Raw genomic sequence first — 18,319 nt, forward strand, 5'->3', positions numbered from 1 at the left:
ACTAATCAAAGGGATGACCACTGCTTGGCCAGCAACCCAAAACACAGCACATCGTGGTGGTGCTGCCCATCAAAATGGTGTTGATGCAAGCGGCCTTCTTGCTGAAAACCCAGCTTTTGGTGAAAACGGATGGACCGTTCATTAGACGCCAAAGCTTGGCCGCAGATTTTATGCAAGCGGGCCGTTTCAAACGCGTACGCCAGCGCCCCCAAACCAAGACCCGCGCCCGTGCCTTTAGGCGCGTGGGGGGCCAGGTAAAAGCCCCAATCGGCAATGCCCCCCGAGGCGATTTCGTGGATCTGCACAAAACCCAGTGCTTGGCCTTCCCGCTCATGGACCAGCAGGTGACGAGCGGGGTCTTGCGAGGCGCGATCAAACCAACGGGTGTGTTCGTCCAAGCCAATGTCGTGCTGGGTAAACATGTGCTGGCGCACATCCGGGTGGTTGCGCCAGCGCAAAACCTCTTCCAAGTCGCCGTGGTTCATGCGGCGCATGCTCGTCAGGGCCTCATGCGGCATGCAGCCCCCTGAGTGTTAGCACGACCCTGCCCACCCCCTCACCGTCCACCAAAGCCGCGGCCTTGGGGCCCATGTTCAGCAAGGCCGACCAGTCCATGCGGGGCAGGTCGGCCGGCTCGATCACTTGGGCCGCCCCAGTCTTCGCCAGCGCTTGGGCCATGCCGCGTTGGTTGTCGGCCAACACCAGCATCAGAGACGGCAAGCCCAAGCAGCAGCGCTCCCATGCCGTGGCGCCGGCCGCACCAATGGCCAGGTCGCTATTGGCCATGAGCTGGGCCATGTGACGCACCCCGCCTAAGACCTGTGTGGGCCAGGGCAAGGTTGGGGCTTGGGCTTGCACCCGGGCCGCATGGGGTGCATGGGGGCCCATGACCACCACCACCTGGCAATCAGCAGGCAAGGCACACATGGCCAGCGCATCCAGCACGCGCCCGGTGGCGTTGTCCTTGTCCACACCACCCATGGTGATGAGCAGTTGGCGAAGGACGGGCGGGCTGCGGCGTTGCAGGCTGCCAGGCCGCAGTGCGGCAAATTCGGGGCGCAGCAAGGCGAACCGTGACCCACACAAGAGGGTGCAGTCGCTGGGCACGTGCGCTTTATAGTCTGTCGGGTCTCGGCCCAAGGTTTGGTCGAGCAACACCGATGCCACATGGGGTCGGTCGGCCAAATCGTCGATGACCATCAGCTGCCCATAGGCGTGAGCCAAAGCCTGTTCCCAACGGGCATCCAAGGCGTAGTGGTCCACCACCAACCAGTCTGGCTGCAGCGCCACTAACACGGGGTCACACGCTTGTGCGTCTTGGGCTTGGCTGGCGCCCAGCCAAGGCGCGTGGGCCGTGCCATCGGCCAAAGCGTTTGGGCTGGCGACCAAGGGCAACACATGCACCACAAAACCTTGTTCGCGAATGAAGTCGACCAAGTGCCCCGCATGAGCCCGGCAAATGAAATCGCAACGGGCCCCTTGCTCGGCCAACGCACGCGCCAAGGTCAAGCAACGCATGACATGGCCGGTGCCGATGTCGGTGGATGCATCGGCGCGAAAGACGACTTGCATCTCAGGCAACCAAGGGCAAACGAACGGGCGCACCAGCGGCAGCCAAAGCTTGTTTGGCACCTGCCGGCGTTTGTTCGGTGAAATGAAACATGCTGGCTGCGGCCACAGCTGAAGCACCCGCTTGGGTGACCGCTTCAACCATGTGCTGATAATGACCAGCGCCGCCCGATGCAATCACTGGGACCTTAACGGCTTGCGCCACCGCTTCAATCAAAGGCAAGTCGTACCCTTGCATGGTCCCGTCACGCTCGATGGAGGTAATGAGGATTTCTCCAGCGCCACGGTCTTCCAGTTCTCGCACCCAAGCAACGGCATCCAGGCCTGTGGCTTGTTGACCCGCATGGCTGAAGCACCGCCAAGCGCCCTCTTGAAAACGAACATCCACGCTGGCCACCACGCACTGGGCGCCATGGCGGTTGGCAATTTCGTTGATGAAACTGGGCCGTGCATAAGCTTCGGTGTTCACCGCCACTTTGTCGGCCCCTACTCTGAGCAGCCGCTGCACTTGATCGATGTGTGTGACCCCACCGCCAACGGTCAATGGCACAAAGCAATCTTGGCCAAACTCGGCAATCGATTCGAAGTCGGGGTCATCTGAGGATAAGTGGGCCACGATGTCCAACAAAACCAGTTCATCCACTTCGCGTTGGTTGTAAACCTTCACAGCAGGCAACACTGGGCCGACTCGACGCCAGCTGTCAAAGGCCACGCCTTTGATCAATCCAAACTGTTTCCACAGAAGGGTCGGGATGACCCGCACCTTCAACATGACGGCCCCTCGATGAAATTTTTCAGCACCTTAAAGCCCGCTTTGGAGCTTTTTTCCGGATGGAACTGTGTGCCCCACACATGTCCGCGCCGCACCGCCGCCGTGACGGTGATGCCGTGCTGGGTGGTGGCAATCACGTCGGCAGCGTTTTTGGCTTCGAAGGCGTAGCTGTGAACAAAGTAAAAATCAGTCTCGGGCGGGATTTCATGGAACAAGTGGTCTTGAGCTTGCGCGCTGTTGACTGCATTCCAACCAACGTGCGGCACTCGAAATTGGCATCCCATGGCAGCCAAATGTTTAACTTGACCTGATACAAAACCCAAACCCTTCACAGGCTCTCCATTGACCGCGCCTTCGGTGCTGCTATCGGCCAACAATTGCATGCCCACACACACACCCAAGAGGGGCTTGTTGTAACCCACCACCTCTTCTTTGAGGGCCGTGATCCACTGCCCCGCCTCCAGCATGCGCACGCAGTCGGCAAAGTTTCCAACGCCGGGCAGTATCAGGCAATCGGCTGCGTGCATGTCGGTCGCTCGGTTGACCAGCAAGGGCGTGACGCGGAGCACTTCCAAAGCTCGCATCACAGAGCCCACGTTGCCGACGCCGTAATCGACAACTCCAACTATCATGATGTATAAGTCTGAATTACGGGAATATCAACTAATTTCTGCCTCGGAATCAGATAGACTGGTGGTGTAACAACGGCACAAGTACGGCAAATTGAAAACAAATTACCTTTATCCAATGATTCTCTAAGCCTGCGATAGCTTTCACCGTCCCAAATAGAGCGCAAAGATTGATGTTCAATATTACCCATCACCAATTTGCTTGTTAAATCGTAGCAGCAAGGAACCACATCCCCATCAGAACGAATCGTAATTGTATTTATGACGTGATCACAATTTTTAAACTCTTCCTTCAATGGCGAAGTGACCAAGTCATACTCAAAGACATTCATATGCGGCCATCTCACAGCATAAGTGGCCTTGAAGTCTAAGACATTGCCAAACTCATCACTCAACCATTTTGGCGGCAAGGCCTGCTGCAGAGGGAAAGACTCATCTTTTGATTTTATGAATTGCGTGGTTGCTAAACTGATTTTTGGCGTTCTCGAGCCCATTTCAGATCGCAATCTAATTAATTGCTTAACATTAGAGACAATCTTTTCTGTATTGCTATTTTTTCGTATGCTCATACTCTCTTCGGCTGAAGTCCCATCCAATGACACCTCAATTGCATCTATCCCAGATTTCACCAACCTAATTGCGTTAGACTTATTTAAAGCCATCCCATTCGTTACACTTTTAATAAAAATTGATGGCTTGATACTTTTAACTTTAGCAACCATCTCATAAAATAATGAGTTAAGCAGGGGCTCGCCACCATGATATAGCACCACAATTTCAATTGAATCGATATTATTCTTTAGCTCATTCAATATCAAATTAAATATCGGTTCAGACATCACTCCTCTACCCATATCAACCGTGCCAGTTGGACAATGTGAGCAGGCAAGATTACATTGACTCGCAGGTTCAATACGCAAGACCTTCGGGAATGGAATGTTAGACATTGTCATGATTTATTTTAGTGAGGTTTCCGTTGCGATCTTTTACCAACGCTCCACTGACGTCTCGTTTGAAAATTTTCTTGTTGGTGAATTGATCGCTCAGGCGAGTGAACTCATCCACCGACATATCGAGCGGCTGCAAAATGTCTTTCAACGGCTTACCCAAATATTCCCAAGGAAACAAACCGTCTAAGCGCTTAACCGCTTCAATCCCGTCCTGTCGCGTCAGACGGCCACGGCGGATATGTAAACAAGCCAAGTCGGTGGCACGCCCAAAACCAAACTTCAAAAACTTAAAGTAGTCGTGAATGCCTGTGTGGTGGTTGTCCAAGTTCTCATAGTTCACCATCGATCCCTCAACCACCTTGTGGTAGGTCTGAAATCCGTTGGCTTGTGCGATCAGCGTATTGGCCAAACCATCCCAAGGAATGTAATGGCCCAAAAACAGACCGGTCACACCCACCCGTTGCAACTCTTCATCAGTGGGGTAGGTGTATGGAATGAGGTGCTTGGCTTCAATGCCTTCTTGGCATATCAAATCAGAAACGCGCAAACCGAGCATCCCACCAAATTCTTCTAGCCAGCGGCGTGTGAGAACGTTGTTGTCGGCGGCCGCTGCAGGGCCCCCGTACTCGTTTTGTGAGTTTTCGCCCCAAACGATGAGAGGCACATTGAATTGAACGGCCGCTCGGACCGGTATAGTGAAAATACCCACGTGCTCCGGCCATGAAATATCGCCCACCTGCGTCAGGCCCACACGGTTGAGCTTGGCACGAACCAGCGGGTTGGGCGAGACCTCGATGTAATCAACGCCCAAATGCTTGAGGTTCTCAATATTGGCCCGCCCCAAAGGCGAAAGATCACAAGTGGTGGACGTGACGCAAAGCGGGTTCAAGCCCAACTGAAGCATGCGCACCACTTGGTAGGTACTGTCTTTGCCACCGCTGACGGGAACAATGCAATCCCAATTGGCGCCATTTCTCTGACGGTACTTATCAAGCAGCTTTAAAAGTTCTTGGTAGCGAGCATCCCAATCGACTTCTTTTCGCTTTTCGAAGCTTCGGCAGGCGTTGCATATTCCGTGTTCATCTAAATGCAAGTCAGGCTTGGTGTCAGGCATGACGCAACATTTGCAATACTTGAGCATTTAAGCAACTCCAAAAAAATTATTTTTTTCCATCAAAAACCAAGTGATGTCATCTTGGGGGAAATTGGGGTCTCGACGGTACGCAAAACCATAGTCAATCAATTTGAGCTGTGGGTGTCTGTCCATCATTTCACCGGCAAAGTCACGCTTGAACAGGCGGTCGCTGTGGCCCCTATAGGAGATGGCTACTGGGGCTGGGTTGTAATACTCCGCCACCAACAAATAGCGTCCACAGGCGGCGAACAATTGGTCGTAGACCTGCGGCAAGACCTCTGGATTCAGGTGAATCAAGACACCCTTGATCAAAGTCAGGTCCCATTGCTGGGATGGGGAAAAATCCAGAATGGACTGGTTGTGGACTTGCTTGGCTGGAATAACCTTGGCCAACTCTTGTGCTGCATCGGCGTTGATTTCAATGGCATGGGCATCGAGACCTGGATGCAACAGCTTCAAGGCCTTGAGGTTCATGCCGATGTTGGCACCAAACTCAATGCAAGTCTTGAACCCTGTGGCTTGATGTAAGGCCTTGGCGAAAAAAGCCAAGTTCGAGGCCAACAAGGCATCACCTTGGTTGCGCTGTATGTATTCGGTTCCGAATTGACCAGCCCAAAAGGCTTCTTGATCGGTTTTAAAGGTCATGATTTTCTTTCTGTTGTCGGATTGAGAATTTCAAACATCATCTCGGCACGAATCCAGTCGTTTTGTGTGTCGATGTCTTGAACCCTGTAGCGAGGTAAAACGATGGGTACTGAGGCTTGCGAAAATAAAGGCGTCGCCTCCAACCAAGCTTGCGCTCGCCCCCAATAGAACTGGCCAGCATCGTGGTAAGCCTCTTCGAGGTCTTGTGAGCGTGTGTTGAACTGCGCAGGGTTGAACATTTCAATGCGCTGCTGACCTGTGATACGAAACGATCGTTGAATCGGTGCAGCAAAGTTGGTCACCGTGAAAGCATATTGAGCGCCAGAGCTCTGCAACATGTCTAAGCCTTGGCGTAAATCTTGAGCTTCCACAAAAGGGGCCGTGGCGTACAAGCAGCATGCGAATTCCACGGGCCCCACCTGCTGGCCCATCCAGCCCACGGCGTGGGCCAACACGGGGATCGTGCCGGTGTGGTCGTCCGACAATTCGGTCGGACGCATGAAAGGCACTTCGGCCCCGTGGGCTCGGGCGACATCGGCAATCTCAGCATCGTCGGTGCTGACAATGATGTGGTCAAAACAGCCCGAAGCATAGGCCGCCTCAATAGACCAAGCAATCATGGGCTTGCCAGCAAAGGGCTTGATGTTTTTACGGGGTATGCGCTTGCTGCCGCCCCGCGCAGGAATGATGGCCAACTTCATGCCCGCAACACCTCTTTCAGCACCGCCGCCACGCGGTCTTGCTGTTCTTCGGTCAAGGTTTGATACATGGGCAGGCTGATGGCTTGGGCGTAGTAGCTTTGCGCCTCGGGGAAGTCTGCTGGCTTGAAACCCATGCGCTGGTAATGAGGCTGGGTGTGCACCGGAATGTAGTGCAGGTTCACGCCAATGCCCTGCTCGCGCAGAGCCTCGAAAACTTCACGGTGGGTCTTTGTGATCTGGTCGAGCTTTAAGCGCACCACATAAAGGTGCAGACCCGAATAGCTGTCTGGGTGTTGCCAAGGTAGGGTGATGGGTAAATCAGCCAATAGTGCGTCGTAGCGGCGGGCTAGGGTGTGGCGGCTGGCCACGTAGCTGTCCAGGCGAGTCATCTGGCTCAGGCCCAAAGCGGCCTGCAGCTCGGTCATGCGGTAGTTGTAGCCTAGGTCAATCTGCTGGTAATACCACGGCCCATCGGGCTCGTGCGTCATGTGAGCGGGGTCGCGAGTGATGCCGTGGCTGCGCAGCAAAGCCATTTTGTGCGCCAGCTCATCGCTGTTGGTCATGGCCATACCGCCCTCGGCGGTGGTGATGATCTTGACCGGGTGGAAGCTGAACACCGTGATGTCGCTGAAGCGCCCGTTGCCTATGAATTCAGCTTGGTAACGCCCACCTATGGCGTGCGATGCGTCTTCAATAATCTTGAAGCCGTATTGCAGGCTCAGTGCATGGATGGCCGCCATGTCGCAGGGCTGGCCACACAGGTGCACCGGCACCAACACCTTGGGCAGCTTGCCCAACTGCTGCGCCAACTGGAGCTTGCGCTCCAGGGCTTGCGGGCACAGGTTGTAGGTGGTGGGGTCGATGTCCACAAAGTCCACCTGAGCACCGCAGTACAAAGCGCAGTTAGCCGAGGCCACGAAGGTGATAGGACTCGTCCAGAGCCAGTCGCCAGGACCCAGCCCCAAGGCCATGCAGGCGATATGCAGGGCCGACGTGGCGCTGTTCACCGCCAAGCCTTGCTTGGCCCCCACATGGTTGGCCACCATTTGCTCAAACTTTGGCACTTGCGGGCCTTGCGTCAGAAAGTCCGACTGCAGCACGCCCACCACCGCTTCAACGTCGGCTTGAGTAATGTCTTGGCGCCCGTAGGGGATCATGGCTTAAATAGCCCCGATTTTTCCGCGGTTGGCGGCGATCCAAGCCTTCAGCTCGGCATCCTTCATCCATTCGCTGTTGTTGTCGCTGGCATAAACAAAACCTTCAGACACTTTGTTGCCATCTTTGATGCGGTTTGCGTCTTGATCCCAGTTGTGGATGGCGGGCAAAATTTTGTAGTGCTCGGGGTATTCGTAGGTGTAGTACGCGTCTTCAGCACCAATCATTTGCTCGTGCAACTTTTCACCGGGGCGGATACCAACAATTTCTTGCTTGCAGCCTGGAGCCACCACACGCGCCAAGTCGGTCACCTTCATGGATGGTATTTTTTTGACGTAGATCTCGCCCCCCACCATATCTTCAAAGGCGTGCCACACCAGCTCCACCCCCTGCTCTAGGGAAATCATGAAGCGCGTCATGCGCTCGTCGGTGATAGGCAACACGCCCTTGTCTTTGATGGACATGAAGAACGGGATGACCGAGCCGCGGGAGCCCATGACATTGCCATAGCGCACCACGGCAAAGCGTGTATCGTGCCCGCCAGAATAAGAATTACCCGCTACAAACAGCTTATCAGACGCCAGCTTGGTGGCTCCGTACAAATTGATGGGGCTACTGGCTTTGTCGGTGGACAAGGCCACCACGCGCTTAATGCCTTTGTCGATGCAGGCATCGATCAGGTTCATGGCCCCGTTGATATTGGTCTTCACACATTCAAAGGGGTTGTATTCGGCCGTGGGCACGATTTTGGTCGCGGCGGCGTGGACCACGTGGTCCACCCCGTCCAGCGCACGGTACAAACGATCTTTGTCGCGTACATCGCCGATAAAAAAGCGCACACGCACGTCACCCTGGAAGAGTTTGGCCATTTCCCACTGCTTCATTTCGTCGCGCGAATAAATGATGAGCTTTTTGGGGTTGTACTTGGCCAAGGTCATGGGCACAAAGGTGTGTCCAAAAGAACCTGTGCCGCCGGTGACGAGAATGGTGGAGTTGGAAAGCATGTTTCTGTCTTTAGTGATTTGAAGCCATTGCCCGGAACTGATCGCTTTTTTCAACGAGTTGTTTAAAGGTACCGTTTGATTTCACGGCACCTTTTTCAAGTAAAAATATCTGATCGCATTCGCGAACGGTGGTTAATCTGTGGGCGATCAGAATGATGGTGATGCTGTGGCTCAGGTTGTGCACAGCTTCCATGACGACTTGCTCGGTGATGTTGTCCAGTGCACTGGTGGCTTCATCCAAAACAAGAACACTGGGGTTGTGATACAGCGCACGGGCGATGCCAATGCGCTGGCGCTGGCCACCGGACAAGCGGACACCTCGCTCACCCACCATGGTGCCGTAGCCTTGGGGCATGTTTTGAACCACGAAGTCGTGCAAGTTCGCAATTTTGGCTGCACGCTTAACAGCCTCTTGGTCCACCATCTCTGGGGCAAGCCCAAAAGCAATATTGGCCGAAACTGTGTCGTCGGCCAAATAGATGTGCTGTGGCACATACCCAATGCTTTTTTGCCATTGACGCCTGTTGCTGGCGTCAATCACTTGGCCGTCGATGCACAGTGCTCCCTCTTGGGGTTCGAGCAAGCCCAAAATCAAATCAACCGTGGTCGTTTTGCCGCTGCCCGTGGAGCCCACCAAGCCCACCGTAGAGCGTGCAGTAATGGTGAGGTCGATTCCATTAAGCGCCGGTGAATTGGCATTGGGGTATTGGTAAACAATGTTGTTGAGCTCGATGCACTTGTTGAGCGGCAAGGGTTCAGTCAACTTGGCGTAGGACTCGACTGCGTTCAAGCCCGTCAAGTCGGCATGCAATGCATTCAATGCTGGACCTGCAAACTTGAGCTGGGTGATTGCACCGTAAATTTGCTGAAGCGCTGGCATGAGCCGATAGCCCGTAAAGGCATACAAAGCAATGATGGGCAATGCAGCAGCAAAGCTGCCGCTTTGGGCCATCAAATACAAAATAACCAACAACATGCCCCCAAAGGCAATGGCCTCTAGCGCAAAACGGGGCACTTGGGCGATGACTTGTGCGGTGGCTTGGCCTTTGGCATAGGTTTCGGCGGGTTTGGCAAAGCGCTCAATAAAGACGCTTTCCAAGCCTCCCGTTTTGACTTCTTTTGCCGCACCAAAGGCTTCGCTGACGACGGTGTATCTTTCTTGGTTGGCTTGGATGCGTGCTTGGCCAAGGGTATTGAGCCAGCCACTCATGAGGACCAAGATGCCTCCATAAGCGACGCCCAAAACAAGCCCCACGAAAACAGCCAGCCAAGGGTCTACCAATAACAAAAGACCCAACAAGGCAATGGTGACTGCAAGCTGCGCCATGAGGGTCATCAGCGGAATCATTCCGCCATAGATAACCCCACTAACCTCGGAAAGAATGTTTTTACCCAGATCGGCGCTGTGCCGATTTAAAAACCAGCTGTAGGGCTGAAGCAAATAGCCCTCCACCAGCCGCTTACCGATACTGTATTCGCGCATCAGCGCAAAACGGGTTTGCGCGTAGGTGGTGAGGGCCTTGAAGGTCAAGGAAAAGACCAACAACAGGAACACCAAGAACCCCAGTAGAAACAAAAACTGCTCCACCGAAGCCACGCCAACGTTCGCAGAAAGCTGATAAGCCCAAGACAAGATGAGGTTGGTCTCAACCAAGGCGGGGTTGGCGAGCACGGCAATGAAAGGCAGGATGGAAGCCACACCCAGCATGTCCAACAATGCCATCACCAACATCATGGCCATGAGCACCCCGGCGCGTTTGCGCTCCGCTGGGCTCAAAAGGTCGAGTAGCTTTTTAATGGTTTCCATGCGGTTTAAGCTACCAGGGTGGCCACGATGTACTGCTGTTGCTCAGGCGTAATTTCTGCACTCATGGGCAAGCTCATCACTCGCTTGGCCAATTGCTGCGCCACGGGTGTGCAGTCTGGGCAACACAGGTGTTTATAAGCCGGTTGCTCGTTCAGCGGCACGGGGTAGTGCACCGCGGTGGGAATGCCGGCTTCGGCCAAGCGCTTTTGCAGCGCTTCGCGGTTGGACACCATGACGGTGTATTGGGCGTAGACGCTGGTGCGCTCGGGTCGCTGCTGGATTCGAGCGATGCCGGCTTGGTCCAGACGCTGGTTGTAGCGTTCGCCAATGACGTGGCGCTGCTGAACTTCCCATTCAAAGCGTTCGAGTTTGGCCAAGACGATGGCGCACTGCAGGGTGTCCATCCGGCCGCCCACGCCCACTCGGGTGTGCACGTAGCGCTGGCTTTGGCCGTGCACACGAATCTCGCGCATGGCTTGGGCCAAGGCGTCGTCGTTGGTAAAGATGGCGCCGCCGTCGCCATAGCAACCCAGTGGCTTGCTGGGGAAGAAGCTGGTGCACCCGATGGTGCTGAGGTTGCAGCTCTGGCGGCCTTTGTAGGTGGCGCCGAAGCTTTGAGCGGCGTCTTCAATGACAGGCAAGTTGCCGTGTTTAGCCGCAATGGCATTGATGGCGTCCATGTCGGCGGTTTGGCCGAACAGGCTCACCGGCATGATGGCTTTGGTTCGGGGGGTGATGGCCGCTTCAATCAAGGCGGCATTGATGTTACCGGTGTCGGGCTCCACGTCCACAAACACGGGCTTGGCGCCCAAGAGCACGATCACCTCGGCCGTGGCCACAAAGGTGAAGGGCGTGGTGACGATTTCATCGCCAGGGCCAATGCCCAGCGCCATCAGGCTCATGAGCAAGGCCTCGGTGCCGCTGGCGCAGGTGATGCAGTGCTTGGCACCCGTGAAAGCCGCGAGCTTGTCTTCCAGCTCTTTGACCTCCGGGCCCATGATGTATTGGCCGTGTTCCAGCACCGCGTCGATGCGGGCTTGGATCTGCGGCTTGAGCGCTTGGTATTGGGTTTTGAGGTCGATGAAGGGGATGCTCATGGCTGTTGACGCTTCAATTGATCGTGATTGAGGGTGTAAACCTGATTCGTGTGCGGGCAGGTGTATGTGCCTTCACCTTGGGTGGGCAGTGGAATTTGCTCGCCGTATTCGCTCATCCAACCCACTTGTCTGACGGGCACGCCCACCATCAGTGCGTAAGGCTTCACATCCTTATTCACCACCGCACCAGCTCCGATGAAGGCGAATTCACCAATGGTGGTGCCACACACGATGGTGCAGTTGGCGCCCAACGTGGCGCCTTTTTTCACCAAAGTGTCGCGGTATTCGCTTTTGCGTTCGATGAGTGAGCGCGGGTTGTAAACATTGGTAAAGACCATGCTGGGGCCACAAAACACGCCCTCTTCCAGCGTCACGTTGTCGTACACGCTGACGTTGTTTTGCACTTTGCAGCGGTCACCGATCACCACCTTGTTGCCCACGAAGACGTTTTGCCCCAAGGACACGCCTTGCCCAATTTTTGCACCGCTGCACACATGGGCGAAGTGCCACACGCGGCTACCTTCGCCGATCTGGGCGCCATCGTCGACGATGGCGCTGGTGTGGATGGTGACGTTGGGGGCGGTCATGTCAGCAATCCAAGGGCAAAGACACCTTCACCCCGTCTTTGGCCGAGCGGTACATGGCCACCAGCAGCTCAAGACTCTTGAGGCCCGAGCGGCCATCGGTCTCGGCTTGAGCTTCACCACGCAAGGTTTTGATGACGTTGTCGTAATACAGGGGGTGCCCAAAGCCGTATACGCTAGTGGTGGCGTAGCTGGCGGCCTTCACCTCGGCATCTTCGGGACGGGCGTCGGCAAACTGCCATTCTTGAATTTCATTCACGGCCACACCGCCGATGCGCGCCGTGCCTTTTTCGCCCAAGATGGTGATGCTGCCTTCTAAGTTTTTGGGATAGGTCAGCATACTGACATTGAGGGTTCCCATTGCACCACTGCGCCATTTGATAACAGCTACGCCACTGTCTTCCGCCTCAATGTTGCGCGCTTGAGTGGCCGTGTAGCTCATGACACTCTCAACTGGGCCAATGACCCAGTCCAACAAGTCAATGTAGTGACTGGCTTGGTTCATGAATGCGCCGCCATCAAACTCCCAAGTGCCGCGCCAGCCGTTACCTTGGTCGTAATAATCTTGCGGACGGGTCCAAAACACATTGAGTGCGACGTTGTAAATACGACCAAAACGCCCCTGCTCTACAGCTTGCTTGAGCAGCTGCAGGGTGGCGTTGCGGCGGTTTTGCTTAACAACAAACATGCGGACGCCTGCGTCATCGCAAGCCTTGACCATGTGCAGGCCGTCTTGCCAACGGGTGGCCATGGGCTTTTCGGTCATCACATGTTTGCCTGCTTTTGCCACGTCAATCGCTTGCTGAGGATGCAGGCCACTGGGGGTTGTGAGCACCACCAAGTCTGCAGCGGTGGTTTTGAGCATATCTGCGATTTGCAGGTGGCCTTTAGCACCGGTACGCTCGACGGCAGACTTCAACGCAGCGGGGTCAATGTCGCAAACATCAACCAGCTCGATGTTGTCTGCATGACCCTCGATTGCGCCAAAGTGATTTGCCGCAATGCGGCCGCAGCCAACTAAAGCAAGGCGCAGTTTTCGGCCTGTGATTGGCGTGTAGTTTTGCATGTGAATGACACTTAAAAACGAAAGACCGTAAAGCCCGCGCTGGCAGCTTCGTGGCGGTTATAAAGAGATTTGATGTCGGCCAAGACAGGTTTCTCCGATTTGCATAATGCACGAAGCTGGGCAGCTGTCATTTCGCGATACTCGTGATGTCCGACAGCTATAACCAAGGCATCCACTTGGTTTTGTGCATCAATGGTTCCAAGTTGAATGCCGTACTCATGACTAACTTCACCAGCCTCAGCCCAAGGATCAGCCACCACCACGTTAACGCCCCATTGCTGAAGCTCTTTGACCAAATCGGCCACTTTGCTGTTGCGAATGTCTGGGCAATTCTCTTTGAAAGTGATGCCCATCACACCTACGGTGCTGCGCGCGACATCAATGCCGTTTTGCAGCATTCGCTTGACAACGCTGCTGGCAGCATAGCGCGCCATGTCGTCATTGATACGACGCCCTGCCAAGATAACTTGCGGGTGATAACCCAGCTCTTCCGCTTTATGCGTAAGGTAGTAAGGATCCACACCGATGCAATGCCCTCCCACCATGCCAGGCCGAAACGGTAAAAAGTTCCATTTACTGCCAGCAGCCTCTAAGACTTCAAGCGTGTCAATGCCAATGCGCTCAAAGATGACAGACAACTCGTTGACAAATGCGATGTTGAGGTCGCGCTGGCTGTTTTCAATGACCTTGGCCGCTTCTGCCACCTTCAGGCTACTGGCCTTCCATGTACCTGCTTTGATGATTTGTTGGTACAAAGCATCCACCTCATCTGCTATTTGAGGCGTGCTGCCGCTGGTGATCTTTTTAATCGTCGTGAGCGTATTGACTTTGTCACCAGGGTTGATGCGTTCAGGGCTGTATCCGCAATAAAAGTCTTGGTTAAATTTGAGCCCACTGAGTTTTTCGAGCATCGGCACACAGACTTCTTCGGTGGCGCCTGGGTATACGGTAGATTCATAAATAACGATATCGCCCGCCTTGAGCACTTTGCCAACTGTTTCGCTGGCCTTGACCAAGGGAGTCATGTCGGGGCGATTGGCTTGATCCACAGGTGTTGGCACAGTGACAATGTAGATTTGACAGGCACGCAAATCATCAAGCTGATTGCTATAAGTAAGATGGGTAGCCTCTTGCAGCTGCGCAGGGCTGCATTCAAGCGTATGGTCTTGCCCTGATTGAAGCTCAGTAATTCGCTGCTGATTGATATCAAAGCCCAAAACGGGGCGGTACTTTCCGAATTCAACTGCAAGCGGAAGACCAACATATCCAAGACCAATGATGGCTATTTTTTTCATACTCAAACTGCTGCTTTTAAAAACTGGTCACTTGTTAAACCAAATCTGCGCTGACGTTGGCCATACCAATATATTGCTTTTTCTAGTTGCACCCGATCAAAGTCCGGCCAAAGCACATCCGTGAAGTACAGCTCGGCATAAGCCGATTGCCACAGCAAAAAGTTGCTGATGCGCTGCTCGCCGCCCGTGCGTATCAGCAGGTCTACATCGGGCATGCCCGCGGTACTAAGGTATTGCGCCAACTGTGCTTGGGTGAGCTGATCGGCACTTGCTTCTGGATGGGCTGCCTGCCAGTTCTTCACTGCCTGCACCACATCCCACTGACCGCCATAGTTGGCCGCCACTACCAGTGTGATGGTTTGGTTGTGTTGGGTAGCTTTCTCTGCTGCTTGAATACGGGTTTGCAGCTCTGGCGCAAAGCCGGCTACATCACCTATCACCTTCAGTTGCACGCCTGCGGCCGCCAAGCTGCTCATTTCTTTTTCGAGGTACTGCACAAACAGCCCCATGAGGGTGGACACCTCGTCAGCTGGACGGTTCCAGTTTTCGGTGCTAAAGGCAAACAGGGTGAGGTATTTCACGCCCAGTTTGGCGCAATGCTCAACCAAGCCTCTAACCCCAGACGAGCCTTTGGCATGCCCCACAGTTCGGGGCAGATGTCGCTGCTGGGCCCAACGGCCATTGCCATCCATGATGATGGCAATGTGTTGGGGCAATGTGGCTGTGGCTTGTACGGTCACGAACTTAATAAAAAAACAACGAGCACGCTACCGCCTTTTGCTGAATAGCAAAGCTTCTTATTATCTATTGGATTTGACAAACATGGCTTGTTTTTACTGGTGTGAATTTGTCCCAGACAAAGAGATTGGCTGTTTACGCTACTCGCAGGCTTTCGACAGCCATGCGCAGCTTTTGCGGCTGGCCCAGCAAATCGACCAACACAAAGGCACGCGTTTCGCCATCGTGGACGATGTATTTGCCTTCTAAGCCTTGCAGCGGGCCGCTGGCCACTTGCACGCTGTCGCCGGGAGCGAACATGCGCTCTAGGGTTTCGGGTGGGGCTTCTTTTAAAAACGCGATGAACTCAGGCGGAACCTTGGCGGGCTGAGGACCAAAGCTGACCAGCTTGCTCACACCCAAGGTGGAGCGGATGGGGCCCCAGTTTTGCGTTTGGTCGTCGAGCTGAATGAACAGGTAACGGCTGAACATGGGCTCGGTGATGGTCTGCACTTTTTGGTTGCGCAGTTTTTGCACCTGCATGGTGGGCAAGAAGCAGTTGAACCCTTGGTTTTGCAGGTTTTCAAGGGCTCGGGCCTCTTGGCGGGGCTTGGTGTGCACGACATACCAAGCTTGGTGGGTTGTCTCGGGTTTTTCGCTACTCATTGTTAGAGAAGTCTAACTAAACTTCATGTGGTGTTTGGCTGCACTCGGCGTTAAAGTGCGGTTTTATGTTTTGTTTGAAAGTGTGCCCACATGTCTACCAAAAATCCGTTTGATCCCGCAGCAATGTCTGACAACGTGAAAGAGCAAGCCCAACAAATTTGGCTGGCTGGCTTGGGCGCATTTTCCAAGGCACAGCAAGACGGCACTAAAGCATTTGAAAAGCTGGTGAGTGACGGCATCACCATGCAACGCAAGGTGCACACCACTGCCGAAGAAAAACTGGCTGAAGCCACACAGAAAGCCCAGCAAGCAGCCCACACGCTGAGCGAGCGCGCCACCGGTCAATGGGGCAAGCTGGAAGGTATTTTTGAAGAACGCGTGGCCAAGGCCATGCATGGTTTGGGCGTGCCCTCTGCTGCAGAGCTGAAAGCCTTGCATGCGCGTGTCGCAGCGCTGGAAGCGCAGCTGGGCGCAAAGCCGAAAGCTGCGGCAAAACCTGCTGCTAAGGTGGCTGCAAAGAAAGCGCCAGCCAAAAAGGCAGTTAAGAAGTAATTGGGGTCAGAACCTAATTAACTGCAATTGCGCACCATGGCTAAGAAAGCGCCACGCCGTACCGCAGAGCGGATTTTGGAGGTCACGCTCGACCTCTTTAACCGCTTTGGCGAGCCCAATGTGTCGACCACATTGATCTCGTCCGAGCTCAACATCAGCCCCGGCAACCTGTACTACCACTACCCCGCCAAAGAGGAGCTGGTCACGGCGCTATTCAACCGCTATGAAGCGGCGCTGGATGAACTGCTAGATGCAGCGCCCGGTGTGCACGATGTGGAAGACGCTTGGTTTTTCATGCACACCTTGTTTGAGCTGGTGTGGCAATACCGCTTTTTGTACCGCGACTTGAACGACTTGCTGAGCAAGAACCGTAAGCTTGAAACGCACATCAAAGACGCGCTGTTGCACAAGACCACAGCGTTTCGCACGCTGCTGGATAGCTTAGAGCACGATGGCGCGCTGGCCATGACGGTGTCGGAACGCGAAGCCACCGCCACACACATGGTGGTGATGCTGACTTGGTGGCTTAGTTACGAATACGTGCGCGACCCACGCCATGCACTAGAGCCCGAGAGCGCGCAGGCATCGCTGCTGCGCGGGGCTAAGAGTGTGTTGGGCTTGTTGCTGCCGTATGCGACAGCGGAGCACAAAGAGCACTTGAACGCGCTGCTGTCTGCTTATTAAGCCCCAAAAACTCACAGCCCATGTGAGTTAAATAATTGGGTTCTGACCCCGATTAGAAACTTAGCGCAGCGAAGCCTCAACGAGTTTGACCCAATAGGTGGCGCCCAAGGGGATGAGTGCGTCGTTGAAGTCGTAGTTGGGGTTGTGCAAGGTGCATGGGCCTTCGCCGTGGCCGATTTCGCGGTGCACACCGTCACCGTTGCCGATGAAGCAATACGCTCCGGGTTTCGCTTGCAGCATGTATGAGAAGTCTTCTGCGCCCATGGTGGGCTCTTGCGGCAGCACGTTGTCTGCACCCACGATGTCGGCCATCACCTCACGCGCAAAGTTGGCTTCGGCTGGGTGGTTGATGGTGGGCGGGTAGTTGCGTTCAAACTCAAAGGTGCAAGTGGCGCCAAAGGCGGCGCTGGTGTGTGCAGCCAGGTCGCGCATGCGCTGCTCGATCATGTCGAGCACTTCCAAGCTAAATGTACGGACCGTGCCTTGTAGCTCGCAATGGTCGGGTACCACGTTGGTGGCTTCGCCTGCGTTGATCATGGTGACCGAAATCACGCCCGCATCGACTGGTTTTTTGTTGCGGCTGATGATGGTTTGAAAGGCTTGCACCATTTGGCAAGCAATCACCACAGGGTCAATGCCGTTGTGCGGCAGTGCTGCGTGACAGCCTTTGCCGTGGATGGTGATTTTGAATTCGTTGCTCGACGCCATCACAGGGCCAGCACTCAAAGCGAACTGCCCTTCTTTCAGACCCGGCCAGTTGTGCATGCCGTAGACGGCTTGCATGGGGAATTTGTCGAACAAGCCATCGCGAATCATTTCGCGCGCACCACCACCGCCCTCTTCTGCGGGTTGGAAGATGAAGTACACCGTGCCATCAAAGTCTTGGTGCTGAGATAAATATTGCGCCGCCGCCAAGAGCATGGCCACATGGCCGTCGTGGCCGCAGGCGTGCATCTTGCCAGCGTGTTGGCTGGCGTGGGCAAATTGGTTGAACTCTTGCATGGGCAATGCATCCATGTCGGCGCGCAGGCCTATTGCACGATCCGCGCGGTCGCCACTGCCGCACCTCAAAATGCCCACCACGCCTGTTTTACCCATGCCGCGATGGATGGGAATGCCCCATTCGGTTAGCTTTTGCGCCACCAAATCGGCTGTGCGAATTTCTTCAAAACACAGCTCTGGGTGGGCGTGAATGTCGCGGCGAATGGCCGCGATGGAGGAAGCTTGCTTGGTGAGTGAATCAAGGACTTTCATGGCTTTGAGTCTAGCTGCTGCGCTGGCCCTGTGTCAC

Annotated in this window: 20 protein-coding genes; 2 read left to right on the forward strand and 18 right to left on the reverse strand. The window is 54.7% G+C overall.

Annotated elements, in window-relative coordinates:
• Window positions 1–5: 5 nt before the first annotated feature.
• From pseH to rfaH, 17 genes are all read right to left on the reverse strand, one after another.
• Complete coding sequence (gene pseH, locus C5F52_RS02180; protein WP_236657690.1) at window positions 6–518, reverse strand: UDP-4-amino-4,6-dideoxy-N-acetyl-beta-L-altrosamine N-acetyltransferase; 513 nt, start codon at window positions 516–518, stop codon at window positions 6–8.
• Window positions 508–1,572, reverse strand: a complete 1,065-nt coding sequence (pseG, locus tag C5F52_RS02185; protein ID WP_104796681.1) for a UDP-2,4-diacetamido-2,4,6-trideoxy-beta-L-altropyranose hydrolase — start codon at window positions 1,570–1,572, stop codon at window positions 508–510. Before pseG ends, pseH begins: the two co-directional genes overlap by 11 nt.
• A gap of 1 nt (window position 1,573) precedes the next feature.
• Window positions 1,574–2,341 carry an imidazole glycerol phosphate synthase subunit HisF gene (hisF, locus tag C5F52_RS02190; protein WP_104796682.1) on the reverse strand — a complete coding sequence of 256 codons (768 nt, stop codon included), beginning with the start codon at window positions 2,339–2,341 and terminating at the stop codon, window positions 1,574–1,576.
• Entirely contained in the window at window positions 2,335–2,973 is a 639-nt protein-coding gene (gene hisH / locus C5F52_RS02195; protein WP_104796683.1) for an imidazole glycerol phosphate synthase subunit HisH, read from the reverse strand. The genes hisF and hisH overlap by 7 nt, the downstream gene beginning before the upstream one ends.
• Window positions 2,970–3,923, reverse strand: a complete 954-nt coding sequence (locus C5F52_RS02200) for a radical SAM protein (protein WP_104796684.1) — start codon at window positions 3,921–3,923, stop codon at window positions 2,970–2,972. Before C5F52_RS02200 ends, hisH begins: the two co-directional genes overlap by 4 nt.
• A complete protein-coding gene (locus C5F52_RS02205; RefSeq protein WP_104796685.1) occupies window positions 3,910–5,061 on the reverse strand; it encodes an N-acetyl sugar amidotransferase in 1,152 nt (383 codons plus the stop codon). Before C5F52_RS02205 ends, C5F52_RS02200 begins: the two co-directional genes overlap by 14 nt.
• Window positions 5,062–5,700, reverse strand: a complete 639-nt coding sequence (locus C5F52_RS02210) for a pseudaminic acid biosynthesis-associated methylase (protein WP_104796686.1) — start codon at window positions 5,698–5,700, stop codon at window positions 5,062–5,064.
• Window positions 5,697–6,401, reverse strand: a complete 705-nt coding sequence (gene pseF, locus C5F52_RS02215) for a pseudaminic acid cytidylyltransferase (RefSeq protein ID WP_104796687.1) — start codon at window positions 6,399–6,401, stop codon at window positions 5,697–5,699. The genes C5F52_RS02210 and pseF overlap by 4 nt, the downstream gene beginning before the upstream one ends.
• A complete protein-coding gene (gene pseC / locus C5F52_RS02220; protein ID WP_104796688.1) occupies window positions 6,398–7,558 on the reverse strand; it encodes a UDP-4-amino-4,6-dideoxy-N-acetyl-beta-L-altrosamine transaminase in 1,161 nt (386 codons plus the stop codon). The genes pseF and pseC overlap by 4 nt, the downstream gene beginning before the upstream one ends.
• Before the next feature lie 3 nt (window positions 7,559–7,561).
• Window positions 7,562–8,560, reverse strand: a complete 999-nt coding sequence (gene pseB, locus C5F52_RS02225; RefSeq protein ID WP_104796689.1) for a UDP-N-acetylglucosamine 4,6-dehydratase (inverting) — start codon at window positions 8,558–8,560, stop codon at window positions 7,562–7,564.
• 10 nt (window positions 8,561–8,570) lie between these two features.
• A complete protein-coding gene (locus C5F52_RS02230; protein WP_201746940.1) occupies window positions 8,571–10,367 on the reverse strand; it encodes an ABC transporter ATP-binding protein in 1,797 nt (598 codons plus the stop codon).
• Window positions 10,368–10,372: 5 nt separating this feature from the next.
• Window positions 10,373–11,458, reverse strand: coding sequence for a DegT/DnrJ/EryC1/StrS aminotransferase family protein (locus C5F52_RS02235; protein ID WP_201746957.1), 1,086 nt, complete (start codon window positions 11,456–11,458; stop codon window positions 10,373–10,375).
• A gap of 2 nt (window positions 11,459–11,460) precedes the next feature.
• Complete coding sequence (locus tag C5F52_RS02240; RefSeq protein WP_104796691.1) at window positions 11,461–12,051, reverse strand: acyltransferase; 591 nt, start codon at window positions 12,049–12,051, stop codon at window positions 11,461–11,463.
• A gap of 1 nt (window position 12,052) precedes the next feature.
• Complete coding sequence (locus C5F52_RS02245) at window positions 12,053–13,114, reverse strand: Gfo/Idh/MocA family protein (RefSeq protein WP_104796692.1); 1,062 nt, start codon at window positions 13,112–13,114, stop codon at window positions 12,053–12,055.
• A gap of 11 nt (window positions 13,115–13,125) precedes the next feature.
• Window positions 13,126–14,409 carry a nucleotide sugar dehydrogenase gene (locus C5F52_RS02250; protein WP_104796693.1) on the reverse strand — a complete coding sequence of 428 codons (1,284 nt, stop codon included), beginning with the start codon at window positions 14,407–14,409 and terminating at the stop codon, window positions 13,126–13,128.
• 2 nt (window positions 14,410–14,411) lie between these two features.
• Entirely contained in the window at window positions 14,412–15,149 is a 738-nt protein-coding gene (gene uppS, locus C5F52_RS02255; protein ID WP_255416343.1) for a polyprenyl diphosphate synthase, read from the reverse strand.
• 133 nt (window positions 15,150–15,282) lie between these two features.
• Window positions 15,283–15,792 carry a transcription/translation regulatory transformer protein RfaH gene (gene rfaH, locus C5F52_RS02260; protein WP_104796694.1) on the reverse strand — a complete coding sequence of 170 codons (510 nt, stop codon included), beginning with the start codon at window positions 15,790–15,792 and terminating at the stop codon, window positions 15,283–15,285.
• Window positions 15,793–15,882: 90 nt separating this feature from the next.
• On the opposite strand from rfaH, the gene C5F52_RS02265 reads away from it, so the two are divergent.
• Window positions 15,883–16,344 carry a phasin family protein gene (locus C5F52_RS02265; protein WP_104796695.1) on the forward strand — a complete coding sequence of 154 codons (462 nt, stop codon included), beginning with the start codon at window positions 15,883–15,885 and terminating at the stop codon, window positions 16,342–16,344.
• A 36-nt stretch (window positions 16,345–16,380) separates the two neighbouring features.
• The gene (locus tag C5F52_RS02270; RefSeq protein ID WP_104797132.1) at window positions 16,381–17,028 is read left to right on the forward strand and encodes a TetR/AcrR family transcriptional regulator; all 648 of its coding nucleotides are present in this window, start codon (window positions 16,381–16,383) and stop codon (window positions 17,026–17,028) included.
• A 60-nt stretch (window positions 17,029–17,088) separates the two neighbouring features.
• On the opposite strand, the gene C5F52_RS02275 is transcribed toward C5F52_RS02270, so the two are convergent.
• Complete coding sequence (locus tag C5F52_RS02275; protein ID WP_104796696.1) at window positions 17,089–18,282, reverse strand: M20 aminoacylase family protein; 1,194 nt, start codon at window positions 18,280–18,282, stop codon at window positions 17,089–17,091.
• Window positions 18,283–18,319 lie beyond the last annotated feature (37 nt).

Source organism: Limnohabitans sp. TS-CS-82 (assembly GCF_002943475.1).

What these genes read in the sequence shown, in the direction of transcription:
- pseH (WP_236657690.1), bottom strand. Translation starts at nt 518, where the DNA reads ATGCCGCATGAGGCCCTGACGAGCATGCGCCGCATGAACCACGGCGAC.
- pseG (WP_104796681.1), bottom strand. Translation starts at nt 1,572, where the DNA reads ATGCAAGTCGTCTTTCGCGCCGATGCATCCACCGACATCGGCACCGGC.
- hisF (WP_104796682.1), bottom strand. Translation starts at nt 2,341, where the DNA reads ATGTTGAAGGTGCGGGTCATCCCGACCCTTCTGTGGAAACAGTTTGGA.
- hisH (WP_104796683.1), bottom strand. Translation starts at nt 2,973, where the DNA reads ATGATAGTTGGAGTTGTCGATTACGGCGTCGGCAACGTGGGCTCTGTG.
- C5F52_RS02200 (WP_104796684.1), bottom strand. Translation starts at nt 3,923, where the DNA reads ATGACAATGTCTAACATTCCATTCCCGAAGGTCTTGCGTATTGAACCT.
- C5F52_RS02205 (WP_104796685.1), bottom strand. Translation starts at nt 5,061, where the DNA reads ATGCTCAAGTATTGCAAATGTTGCGTCATGCCTGACACCAAGCCTGAC.
- C5F52_RS02210 (WP_104796686.1), bottom strand. Translation starts at nt 5,700, where the DNA reads ATGACCTTTAAAACCGATCAAGAAGCCTTTTGGGCTGGTCAATTCGGA.
- pseF (WP_104796687.1), bottom strand. Translation starts at nt 6,401, where the DNA reads ATGAAGTTGGCCATCATTCCTGCGCGGGGCGGCAGCAAGCGCATACCC.
- pseC (WP_104796688.1), bottom strand. Translation starts at nt 7,558, where the DNA reads ATGATCCCCTACGGGCGCCAAGACATTACTCAAGCCGACGTTGAAGCG.
- pseB (WP_104796689.1), bottom strand. Translation starts at nt 8,560, where the DNA reads ATGCTTTCCAACTCCACCATTCTCGTCACCGGCGGCACAGGTTCTTTT.
- C5F52_RS02230 (WP_201746940.1), bottom strand. Translation starts at nt 10,367, where the DNA reads ATGGAAACCATTAAAAAGCTACTCGACCTTTTGAGCCCAGCGGAGCGC.
- C5F52_RS02240 (WP_104796691.1), bottom strand. Translation starts at nt 12,051, where the DNA reads ATGACCGCCCCCAACGTCACCATCCACACCAGCGCCATCGTCGACGAT.
- C5F52_RS02245 (WP_104796692.1), bottom strand. Translation starts at nt 13,114, where the DNA reads ATGCAAAACTACACGCCAATCACAGGCCGAAAACTGCGCCTTGCTTTA.
- C5F52_RS02250 (WP_104796693.1), bottom strand. Translation starts at nt 14,409, where the DNA reads ATGAAAAAAATAGCCATCATTGGTCTTGGATATGTTGGTCTTCCGCTT.
- rfaH (WP_104796694.1), bottom strand. Translation starts at nt 15,792, where the DNA reads ATGAGTAGCGAAAAACCCGAGACAACCCACCAAGCTTGGTATGTCGTG.
- C5F52_RS02265 (WP_104796695.1), top strand. Translation starts at nt 15,883, where the DNA reads ATGTCTACCAAAAATCCGTTTGATCCCGCAGCAATGTCTGACAACGTG.
- C5F52_RS02270 (WP_104797132.1), top strand. Translation starts at nt 16,381, where the DNA reads ATGGCTAAGAAAGCGCCACGCCGTACCGCAGAGCGGATTTTGGAGGTC.
- C5F52_RS02275 (WP_104796696.1), bottom strand. Translation starts at nt 18,282, where the DNA reads ATGAAAGTCCTTGATTCACTCACCAAGCAAGCTTCCTCCATCGCGGCC.